The organism is Stieleria tagensis, assembly GCF_024129865.1.
Taxonomy (GTDB): domain Bacteria; phylum Planctomycetota; class Planctomycetia; order Pirellulales; family Pirellulaceae; genus Stieleria; species Stieleria tagensis.
This window is the reverse complement of the sequence record NZ_JAMYFE010000126.1, coordinates 1-11,522: the sequence shown is the minus strand read 5'-3', so window position 1 is coordinate 11,522 and position 11,522 is coordinate 1. Positions and strand designations below refer to the sequence as shown.

The 11,522-nt window shown below is 57.0% G+C and carries 6 protein-coding genes; 2 read left to right on the top strand and 4 right to left on the bottom strand.

All coding sequences use genetic code 11. The annotated features are described in order from the left end of the window. Window positions 1-444: 444 nt before the first annotated feature. A complete protein-coding gene (locus NHH03_RS25450; protein ID WP_253161080.1) occupies window positions 445-1,083 on the top strand; it encodes a hypothetical protein in 639 nt (212 codons plus the stop codon). Window positions 1,084-1,365: 282 nt separating this feature from the next. On the opposite strand, the gene NHH03_RS25445 is transcribed toward NHH03_RS25450, so the two are convergent. The 4 genes from NHH03_RS25445 to NHH03_RS25430 all read right to left on the bottom strand — a co-directional run bounded on the left by NHH03_RS25445 (window position 1,366) and on the right by NHH03_RS25430 (window position 7,875). Continuing rightward, entirely contained in the window at window positions 1,366-2,514 is a 1,149-nt protein-coding gene (locus NHH03_RS25445) for a DUF1559 family PulG-like putative transporter (RefSeq protein WP_253161078.1), read from the bottom strand. Between the two features lie 269 nt (window positions 2,515-2,783). Continuing rightward, window positions 2,784-3,608, bottom strand: coding sequence for an ABC transporter ATP-binding protein (locus NHH03_RS25440; protein ID WP_253161077.1), 825 nt, complete (start codon window positions 3,606-3,608; stop codon window positions 2,784-2,786). A gap of 397 nt (window positions 3,609-4,005) precedes the next feature. Next, complete coding sequence (locus NHH03_RS25435) at window positions 4,006-6,870, bottom strand: VWA domain-containing protein (RefSeq protein ID WP_253161075.1); 2,865 nt, start codon at window positions 6,868-6,870, stop codon at window positions 4,006-4,008. Window positions 6,871-6,963: 93 nt separating this feature from the next. Next, a complete protein-coding gene (locus NHH03_RS25430; RefSeq protein ID WP_253161073.1) occupies window positions 6,964-7,875 on the bottom strand; it encodes an alpha/beta hydrolase in 912 nt (303 codons plus the stop codon). Between the two features lie 568 nt (window positions 7,876-8,443). On the opposite strand from NHH03_RS25430, the gene NHH03_RS25425 reads away from it, so the two are divergent. After that, window positions 8,444-11,365 carry an ABC transporter permease gene (locus tag NHH03_RS25425; RefSeq protein WP_253161071.1) on the top strand — a complete coding sequence of 974 codons (2,922 nt, stop codon included), beginning with the start codon at window positions 8,444-8,446 and terminating at the stop codon, window positions 11,363-11,365. Window positions 11,366-11,522: the final 157 nt, after the last annotated feature.

Below are 11,522 nucleotides of genomic sequence, written 5' to 3'. Positions count from 1 at the left end.
CCTGACCCTAGGCTAGGCTGTCGAACGCCGTTGGCGTAATGAGACCGCAACCAGAGTCAAAAACTTCGCCACATGGTTTTCCACGGTTGCGGCCGCTGGCGTGCCGCTGCGGAGACAGGCCTGCTCGTGCTAGCTCAAAACGTGAGGCGATTGTTCAACCTCGCCCTGCAAACCCCGTGTTAGCGGGATCTCTCGCTGACGCGTCGGGTTACCAAAAAATAATGCCCCACGCGAAACCGCTGGCTTCAAAATCTGTAGCTGGCCTTTACCAATCCGGATTTGCCGCCGGACTGGGATCACAAATCCCAGCCGCAGACGATCGTGACAATCGGGCGCAGAGAAACATTGGCTGCCGGGCTTTTGAACGGACCTGGCGTTGACTATGCTGGCCGCTGTGAGGAGCGGGTCGCAATCGGTTCCGATTTCAGTATTTGGCTCATTTTGTTGCCATTGTCTCCCTATCGATCTCCATCGTCACGCCTCGCCCGGCGCGTCATCAGCACACTGTTGCTGATGGTGTTTGCGGTCGGCTTGGTGGGATTGCCGATACACGGCCCTCAAGGCGAAAAAGACGGACGATTTCCCTGCGAACATTGCCCCTGTGGTTGTGCGACAGCCGACTATTGCTGGGACAAGTGTTGTTGTCATAGCGACGCCGAAAAACTGCAATGGGCGTTTGAGAACGACGTGACTCCGCCTGACTTTCTGGTCCAGCGTGCCTCCGCCGCTGCAACCTTGGTGGCCGCCACCGAGATCAGATTGCCACAGCCGAATAGCTGCTGTTGTTCCGCCGGCAAATCAAATTGCGATGTCTCGCCGAACCACTCAACAACGCTCGGCGAACCCCCGGAAACAGACAAACGATCAGCGTCAGTCCGCATCGTGCTTCTGCAGGATGCAGCGAAGTGCCACGGGATTGATCTGATTTGGTCTCTGTTTTCGCAACTGGTGGTGGATGACGCCAGTCAGTCGCGATTGACAGATCCGGCTCCCCTGCTGTTCTTGATAACGCTCGACGATGAACCTGCCGAATCGGTGCTGCATTGCCCCGACCCTCCCGTGCCCTGGTGCCGAGTTTCCTAAGGATTGAAGCGAACAAGACGCAGGATGGCCGTCCATCCTGACGCCGTTGCTCGCTATCCCATCGACCATGCCATTGCGCGTGGTTCGCTTGGCTGGCAATCCAATCTTTATTGATGCACGCATGTCTGTCGTTGCGTGATGCGCTCTCGTTGTGCGCGTCGCAGCACGCAACGCAACTGATACCGTTCCCGCGTTGGTGACCGGAGGTTCGCTCCTCACACCAGCGTGGTCTTCGCCGCCGGCGTGGGAGCGACCTTCTGGATGTCTGTGAACACTCCGGGATCATTCAAACGAGGAGATCGTTTTGATTTCCTGACCGTGACGCGTCCAACTCGCGTGCCAGACTTCGGCGTCGATCGAATCGGTGACGTTGCGAACGCTGCCATCAGCGATACAAACTTTCGCCAACCCGGTGTGGTAACTGCGTGCGGCGGTGATCTTGGACGATCCACGCGTCAGATCGGGAACCGGGCTGTTGGGTGGCAGCCAACCATTCATCACCGGACCATTTGGCACACTGCCGCGCAACCAATAGTGGTTGCGATTGCCGTTCCACGCGGTGACGTATGACGAAATCGAATCAAAGCCGCCTGATTGGCCCAGTTCAGCAACCGTCATGTCGACGGTCGACGATGAGGCGCGAAAGCCGTGCGGGTCCATCGCTTTGATTGGCGAAGTCACGGGGACATCCAACCCGATCCCAATCGTGGTTTCGGCAAACAGAATCGTATTGCTGACGCCATCCAGAATGTCACGGAAACCGACTTTGGCGCCGATCCAACACAGCCCATCGGACTTGGTGCCGTTGCCCGGATGGAACACACCGTCTTTTCCGCTGCCTTGGTTCATCGAATAACTCGATCCAGCGATCGGGATCGAAGCCCCCGAGGGCATTTCCAGCATATGAATTTCCGCGCCGACATCGCTCGGGCACTCATAGGCCGGAACACGCGTTGACGCAGCTTGATGAAGTTTCTCAGGCAGATCGGCCAGCGCCGGGTGCCCCATGTAGATGTTGAAATCAATCAAATCCTGCAATGCAGCCTGCTCCAGAAAGGGCAGCACTTTGGCAAGCGGAGAATAGTCACTCGGATACCCGCCCGGCCAGGAGTAACCGTTGTTGGGAAACTTGCCTTTGTAAGTTGACGCATAGTTGTGCAAACCCAATCCGAGCTGTTTCAGGTTGTTGCTGCACTGGATCGAGCGGGCTGCTTCTCGCGCCGCTTGCACAGCCGGCAACAGCAAACCGACTAAGATTCCGATGATCGCGATCACCACCAATAGTTCGACCAAGGTGAATGCGTTGCGGGTTCGGTTGAGACCGGACTGGCGGTGACCAGCGACCGAATTGGCACCGGCCTCGCAGCGGCCGGCGACAGGGTGGCGAGGTGTCTCAACGACGTGAGGGGCGGCAAGTGGTGTGGGATGCATTTCGGGAAACTCCTTAGTTTATTCGCAGTGGCGGGGCTGTCTCGCCGGTTCAACGTGAACTGACGGAGCGGTGGTACCGAGCGCGTGGCTGGCTAAGAAGCGACTGCCTTTGGCTTGCTGCGTCGTCGATCAGATATCGCTATTGAGAATCAATCGCAATTAAAATAGCTATCGATGCGGCTCTTCGCAAGCGGTGCCAGCGACCGGCCGAGTACCTTTTTTCAATCATCAGGCTCAGGCTCCTGTCGCCGAACCTCGGTTACAGGCGGTCAGCAGGCAACGTGGTCCAATGACACTCCACTAACCGATTCGGAGTGCTGTGCTGCGGCGCCTAACGTGTGCTGATAGTGAGCCGCCAGCGCCTGGGCGTCGTCGTGTTCGCGGGCCGAAAATTGGTCGACGATTCGGCCGTCTTTCAACACCACCACCTGATCCGCCCAAACGGCGACACTCGGTTCATGTGTGACAACGACGATCGTTCGCTGTTGCTGGTCACATAGATCTCGCAAAAGTTCACAGATGGATTCGCTGGTGACCGAATCCAAACTGCCCGTCGGCTCGTCGGCCAACACGATGGCGGGATCGGTGATCAACGCCCGGGCGATCGCGACCCGCTGTTGTTCGCCACCGCTAAGTGAATCGGGGCGGTGGGACAGTCGCTCACGGATGCCCAGTCGAGTTGCCAATTCCTCCATCACCTGTTCGCCGCCAGCGGCATTTCCAGCGGCACGCAGCGGAAGCAGGATGTTATCGGCCGCAGTGAGCGCGGGGATCAAATTGAAGGCTTGAAAGACCAGACCGATCCGGCGGCGACGAAAATCCGTCATCGCAAAATCCGACAACTCCGCCAAGTCCTGGCCAGCGACTGTGATCGTTCCCGTCGATGGACGAGTGAGCCCCGCCATCAAATGCATCAGCGTACTTTTGCCCGATCCGCTGGCCCCCATCACAGCGACAAACGATCCAGCCTGGACCCGCAGGTCAACGCCTTGAAGTGCATCGACCTCTCGGTTGCCTTGGCGGAATCGTTTGCTGGCGTTTTCGACAACGGTTAACGGATCAGTGGTCAGTGGATCAGAGGGTGCGGAGGTCATCTATCAGTGGGTTCTCGATCGAATTTTGCGTCAAAGCTGCTGCGGCAGAAACCAACCACTCAGTTGTGGCTGTGACGAAGACTTTGCACGCAATGTGCCAAACCGTGATGTCGACTGATTCGATGAGGCGGCAGACTTGCCGATTGAGCGCCGATTCGGCCAACAAAAACCGAAATTTTCTGTTCAGCCCAGTGTTTCAAACGATCTGCGTTCGCAGTGAAGTGCTTTGGCGATCCAATGATTGTTGGAAAATTGTTTGTTGGAAAATTTTAGATTCCGCATCGACCAAAATGTTCAATGCCAGTGTGACGGTGGAATTTTCGTCAGCACCGGCGAAAACTCCGCCAGAAAGGTCGTGGATCGCTCCGACGATCCAACGTTGTGTCGTAGAGCGGGGTCAGGAGTCTGGGCGAGACCTCTGCTTGGCCTGGAGTAGTCGCTCGGTGTAGCTGAGTTCTCGCGGCGATCCACTTGATCGGCGTGTTGCTCCCAAATCAGCTCCCGCGACGGCGATCGGTCCGCTTGTCGTTTGCGCAGCAACCGGTACCGATCGGCTCGCTCGGTTTTGGTCCAATATGGTTTTGAAGGGAGTGGCGATGCGCCGCAACAAGATATCTAGCAAGAACAATCCACTGGCCCAACAGACCCAAAGCGGCCAAACATCCCGGAGGCTGCCGGTCGTATTGAGTCCGTCGCGAAATGGATTGTTCTGCAAGGAGCCTTGCAAGCTGGTGTCCAAGGGAGCGGCCAACTCACCGGCTTGTCCACCTTGGGGCACTGTTGCTGACAACTGTTCCAACAACGTTTGATTGGTTTGGCGAAATCGATACTCCGCATCAGCGACCGACCAGACCCCGGCAACCAGGGGAGCCGATGCTGATCCGGGGACGACGTTCACCAGATAGCTGCCGGGCTGGCTGAGCGGAAAATGCCCTAGGTAGCGACCGGGCGCGGTCTGTTTCAATTGCAACGGAATCGGCGTCAAGTCAGGCGACAAAACGGAAGCCTGTATCTCGACAAAGTTCAGGTTCTCCGCTGCCACGTCGGTCGCGCTGACGACCACCTCGACTCGATCGTCTTTGACGACCGTCGCTAACGTAAAGTGATCATTGGTTCCCGACGGACGCATCAACCAGCGGACCAGTTGGCGAAAAAACGCTGGCTGTTCCGCCCAGTCATTCCAATCGCTCGCCCAACGTTGACCGCCATCGGTCGTCAGCACGGCGGCACGTCCCAAACCGTATTGCCACACCGCCAGCAGCGGCTGTGAGATCTGTTGTGGTCCCGGTGCGTCAAGCAGCACTTGAACCAGCGGATTTTGCTTGGCCGTGGTCATCACATAACCAGTGATCGCAGGCGGCGGATCGATCCCCATCAGCAAGGCATGCGGGACCGAAACGTTGGGCTGGAGTCCCTGTTCGCGTTCATAGATTAACGGTTGGGCCACTCGGCGTGACTCTCGCATCACGATACTCGGAATCGCTTGGGGCGAGAGGACTCGATAAAATTTGCCCTGCCCACGTGACGCAATTCGCCGCATCAATTCAGCATCAGCGCCATGTCCAATTGCAACACAGCTAACCGTGATGCCAGCGTGTTTCATTTTAGACGCCAGTGAATCGAACTGATTCGGCTGCGTCTGGCCGTCGCTTAGCACAATTAAATGTTTAACCGATGCCTCGCAGCGCGACAAACTGCGGTAGGCATGTTGCATGGCGGGATACAGATCGGTGCCTCCACCGGATTGGATGCTTGACACCAATGATTGTAGGTGACGAGGTTGAGTCACCGCCTGCATCGGAATGATTTCGTGCGTCCGGGAATCAAAGGTCAATATTTCGATCAGATCCGTCGGACCAAGCATCGCGATGGCTTCCCTGGCTGCCGATTGACAAAGTTGCATTTTTGGCCCCTGCATGGAGCCGGATCGATCTAGCACGATCGAAAGAGCACCGACAGCGGCGGCACGTTTGTTCTTGACCTCGAAATCTACTGGCATCGCCGCTTCAAGTTCGCTTCCGCTCCAGCCACCGGCGCCAAATGCGTTGGGTCCCCCGATCATCAACAATCCGGCGCCCAGTTGCTGTGTATGGCGCGCCAGCATTTTGATCTGGGCGTCGGTGATGCGGACGATTGAATTTTCCGACTCACCGCTGACTCGAGGCAAGTCGGCTAGGATCACTGCATCGTAATTCTGCAAACTGGTGATCGAATTCAACGCCTGATGACTCGATTGTACAACGACTTCGATCTGATCTTCCCGCAACAGATTTGCCAACCGATCCCACTGCTGGTGCTGGCCCTCCGATGCGATCAACAACACACGTCCTTGGCCATCTACTTTGGTGAACCCCACACTCTGATTGTTTTGGGGGCGTGAGTCGGCCTGGCGATCGTGTGGGACAAAACGCGCGGTGTATCGATAGGCCCCGTCGTGCTCGATCGCGTGTTTAATCGGAAAGACATTTTTTCCTGGCTGCACCGAAACCGTTTGTTCCAGCAACAATTCGTCGCCACGCCCGCCGCTGCGGACGATGCGCAGTTGGCCATTCACTCCATCGTCGGCTAACGCGGCAAAATGAGTCATCACCACCCGCGCATCAAGAATTTGTCCACGTCGGACGTTGGGCGGCAGATCAATTTTTTCCACGACCACGTCGGCTCCCACCGCAGGCGTTACCGGCACCACGTCGATCCCGATCCCCATCGCTCCCACGGTGGCGGCAATTTGTTCGGCGTGGCCGTTGGTTTCGTTGCCGTCACTGACCAGCACCATGCGGCGGCAGGTGTCAGCGGGCATTGATGCCATCGCAAGTTCCAACGCGCGTTGCAGGTTGGTCGCGTCGGCACGGATCGGCAATCGGTTTGACGATGACAGGTCTGGCAAATAGCCAGGGTCGGGGGGGACTTCGATCGCAGGCCGACCGCCAAACACGATGACACCCGCCAAGTCATGACGTGTCTCGTTACGATGACGGCGAACGCTTTGAGTGACAAATTCGAACATCGCCTGACGCCGCCGCGGAGCGATACTTTCGGATTGATCCAGCAGGTACATCACCGACACCCGATCCGAAGTCCAACTCCATTGGATGCCGGCCAAGGCCATGACGATCGACACCACTACCAACGAACGCATCACCAATGCCAAGATGCCGCGAAACCGACCGAGCAGCTGTAGCCGAGCGGAACCGATCCACCAAATCACAGGCAGCAACATCAGCAGCCATAAAAACTCGGGCCTATCGAACTCGATACGCATCGTGATGCCTGGTTTGAAAAGGAAGGTCCAATACAAGTAAGGGATGACGACCTGTCAAATCGTATCCAGATGGATCGCCAAATCAAATTCCTTTCATTGCGTCATTGAGTTGAGCATCTGAATCGCATTTTCGAGCGCAGCCTCCGCTGACGCACCATGATTCAACCCCGCGAAGACGTCAAAATGAAGTTCCAGGCGATCACGATTCAATTTATCCAACCGCTGGCAAAAATCTTCTGTCGTCCCAAATGCACGTTTTGCATCCGTGGGCGCCAGCGCAGCAGCGGGTCCTTTACCCGGCAGCAACTCGGATTCTCCCACGGTGATCACAAGACGCTTGGTCGTCAGCGGAAGATCAGGCCTAGCGGCAAACCTGCGTTCGGCATCCAGCAAGGCGTAGTCATTCCACCAACCCGATGGGCTAGCAGCAAAATAGGTTTGAAACAACTGAGGCCGCTCGAAAAAGGCGTGCAGCACGAACAATCCGCCAAATGAATGACCAAAGATGGCCTGCTGGTTCATGTTAAGCGAATACGAATTCGTCAATCGTGGGCGCAGAGTCCGCGCGATGAAATCGAGGAATTGATCGGCGCCGCCGGATTTCGGCCAGGCCGACCCGTCACGTCGCGGCGGTAAATTCGCTGGTTCTGCCGCAGTTGTCAGATCAAAGGTGCGCCGCGACATGTCGAATCGTTCGTCCCCCGGATAGCCAATCCCAATGAGTGTCGGCAGGTGGGTCAACGATGAAGGGGAAGCATCCGAATGGGACTGCAGCAACCGTAGCGCAATCGGGAAATACGCATTCCCATCGACCACGTACAGCACCGGGCGACCACTCGCAGGTGCCGGCGTGGGTGGGTGGGCAACGAAGATCCGATACTGTAATCCGTCAACCGATCGAAGCTCAAACGATTCGCTTTCCCATTGCTGGGCGTTTGTCGAGAGTGCGTAGCAGTTCACCCAAACAACAATCCCCAGTAGCGTTTGAATTGATTTCGAATTCATTAGCCGCGTGTCCTTGAGAACAAAAACAAATCAGCGTCAAAATCGGCTGTTTCAGACGCCGGCGAACTAAAAACCGTCTGTTAAATCATCACGCGATGCAAGGGGCGGCGAAACTTCCGCCATGCATGTCGCATTTTCCGCCGGTCTCGCCATACAGCCACTCTCGCGAGAGCATTGATACTAGACCTTTTTTACGATCGTCGGCTTCGGCCAGCCCTCGCAATCGCGGGGCCGCTGTGCGAAAGGGAATTCAAAACAGAGTTCGATCAAAGGTCGTTGGCGATGGAGACGCACCGGCTTGGCACACGAGTTGCCGTAGCGGCTCAATCTGCTGACCCGCAAGCGAGGTAAAGGACGCGGCCCTCCGCTGACGCGTTTTGAAGCCAGCGTTTTTATGGTAACCCGACGCGTCAGCGAGGGATTGAGCCGTTTAACGGGATCCCTCGCTGACGCGTCGGGTTACTACAGACCAATGCGCTGACGCGCACGCACAGCTTCACAACGGAAGCGTTGTCCCACTGCTTCGCTGTCAACCCTGTCGATCAACGTGAAACAAGTTTCAAATCGCATGAATCAATTGAAGCTGATTACCAGCCTGGTCCTCTCCCAATTCAAACTGCATCCGGGACGCGCGATTGTCACCACGATCGGTGTGATCGCATCGACCTGTGCCGTGGTCTGGGTGGTCAGTGGATACGACTCGTTGGTTTCACAATTCGACGAGAACGCCAACAAATACCTGGGACGCTATGACGCGTTGGTGGTTCCGGTTGGCCCCCCCGGATCGGTCCAAACGATCGACGAGTCCATGTTGGCATCACTGCAGAAGGATCCGGGCGTCCTGGAACTTAATCCAGTCAACCAAGCGCGCGTTTCGGTGACGCGAATCAGTGACTCAGCCGATCCCCGGCAACCTGATTCGGCCTTGGATCTCTTGATCGGTTCGCGTCCCCCGGTGAATGGAGCGCCACCGATCGACCCGATTTTGGTCAGTACGCCCGCGCCCGATTCGCCGTACGAAATGGTGCAGGGGAGATGGCTGGACGACTCCGGTGGTCAACTCTCGGTTGTGATTGGCGTGACAGCTGCCGAGAAATTGAACGTGGCGGTCGGCGACGAAGTCTTGGTCACCTCGTTGGCCAACCAGGTTCGGTTGTCTGTCATTGGCTTGGTCGAACAAGCCACAGAGGCTCCGGTGCTGAGCGAACCACGACGCGGTGGCCCGCCTAACAGCAAGTCCGGCAAGGGCGGACCGCCTGGACGAAAATCAGGCGGCCCTGCCCCGACACCACAAACTGATTTGGATGGCAGCACACATCTGGGGATTCCAACCGCGTTTGTCCAGGGCATTGCCACCAATGCGATTTATGTGCGACCGGCGGTAGCGGAGCAGATCAATGGGTTTGAATCGACAGCCAACCTGTTGCAGGTCGCGCTCCGTGACACAGTCTCGATGGATGAATTCAAAACCGTTTGGGAACCCCGCTTCGCCTCCAATCGGCCACCGTTAAAAATCGTCGACTTTAACACGGTGCGTTCGGGGATGGCATCTAGCCGTTCGGTGTCTGGCCAAATGGCACAGGCCTGGGCAGCCACCGGCATGGCTTCGCTGGCGGCGATTTTTATCATCTTTTCAACTCTCAGCATGGGCGTCAGTGAGCGAGTGCGTGAGTTTGCCATGTTGCGTGCTGTTGCACTGACACGCCTTCAGATTGCAGCGCTCATCGCAGTCGAAAGCGTGGTGCTTGCACTGGTCGGTTGGCTAGGTGGTCTACTCGCCGGATGGGTGCTGTTGGCAATCGGCAGTCGTGTGCTGCCGGGATTATTCAGTTCCGGATCCGTCCTGGGCTGGACTTGCATTGCACTGACCGGATTGACCGTCCTGGTCGGTGCACTGGGGGCCGCCATTTTGCCGGCGTGGCGGGCGATGCGGATCGATCCCCTGGCAGGGCTTTCGCAGCGCGCGACACCGCCACAAAATCGCTGGTGGGGTGCATTGGGAATCATCGGAATCACATTGGCAGCGTTGACGCCGATCAGTGTGTTCCTGTTGCCACTCTCTGACACAGTACGAACTTGGTTCTACTCATTTGTCGCCTATCCCGTGTTACTGTTGGGGATGGTGTTGTTGACGCCAGCAATCGTGGTGTTTTGCGAACGCGTCTTGGGGCCGCTGGTCACCGGTGCATTGCGACTTGATTCGCGAATGGTCCGCACACAACTCTCTAGCAACATGTGGCGAACGATCGGCGCCACACTGGCACTGTCGGTCGGACTGGGTTTGTACACGTCCACACAAACCTGGGGCTATTCCATGCTGCAACCATTCTTGCCGGGCAAATGGTTGCCCGACATGTTGGTCGCCTTTCATCCGATCGGCTTAGACGACCAAGGGATTGATTCGGTTCGCCAGGTGGACGGGGTTCGCGCCGACCAGGTGTTGCCGCTGGCGATTGAACAGGCACGCTTTGATTGGGGCGACGCGGAGACACCCGCGGGATTACGTCAAGACAACGCGGTGCTGTTTGGACTGGATACCGAACCAGCAATGTCAGCTGACGATGCCATGTTGAACTTGCAGTTCGTGCAGGGGGATCGCCAATCGGTCAGTCAACAACTGGCCAAAGGAGGTTGCTGTGTCATTTCCCAGGACTTTCAAATCAGCACCGGAATCGACGTCGGCGACCTGTTGAAATTCACACCGCCGTCGGCACCAGAGGAAGTCGTCGGCTATCGTGTGGCCGGGGTCGTTGCCATGCCGGGTTGGCACTGGATCACCAAATTTTCAGGTGTGCGACGTCATTTTGTTCGTACTGCGACGGTAGTGTTTGCCAATCGCGATGACATTCGCCGCGATTTTCATTTGAATCGCAACGAATTTTTTTGGATGAATTTGGAACCCGGCGCTTCGCTAGGCAAAGTCGAATCTCAGTTACAACAAATTGCCGTGCGTGATGCGGGTGCTACGTTCCATGGCGAAGGTTATGGGGCTGTCACAGCCTACCGCCCCTTTGCCCGTGCGACGGCGACCGAGAATGTGCGCATAGCCATCTCGATGCGCGCCGACGGAATGATCTGGGGCATGAGTTATTTGCCACTGGTGACACTCGTGATCATGTCGCTGGCGGTCGCCAACACCGTGATCGCGTCGGTCCGCGCCCGAACATGGGAATTTGGCGTGATGCGATCGGTGGGAGTCTCACGTTCCCAATTGGTCCGACTGATCATAGCCGAAACAGTCTTGATCGCACTCGCCGCCTGTCTCCTCAGCTTGTCATTCGGACTGATCGCCGGTTGGAGCGGCGTCGGCATGGCACAGTACGGTCGCTGGTTCGCAGGCCCACCGAGCTTCGTGATCCCTTGGCATCAGCTCGCGATTGGATTTGGAATCACGTTGGTGCTGTGTCTGTTGGCCGGACTGTGGCCGGTGATCCGTACCGGCCGCGCCGAACCACTGGCACTGTTGCAATCAGGCCGCGGCACCCTGTAGCCGCCATCTAAGCACGGGTGTGTGAGTCTTCAATATCCGTCGGTTTGACAGCTCGACGCGTTCGGTTTGAAGTTGCGTCTTTATCGCAACCCGACGCGTGAGTTTAGAAGCCAGCGCTTTAGCAATTCATTCTCCCGCTTGGAGGTCGTGCAGGTTG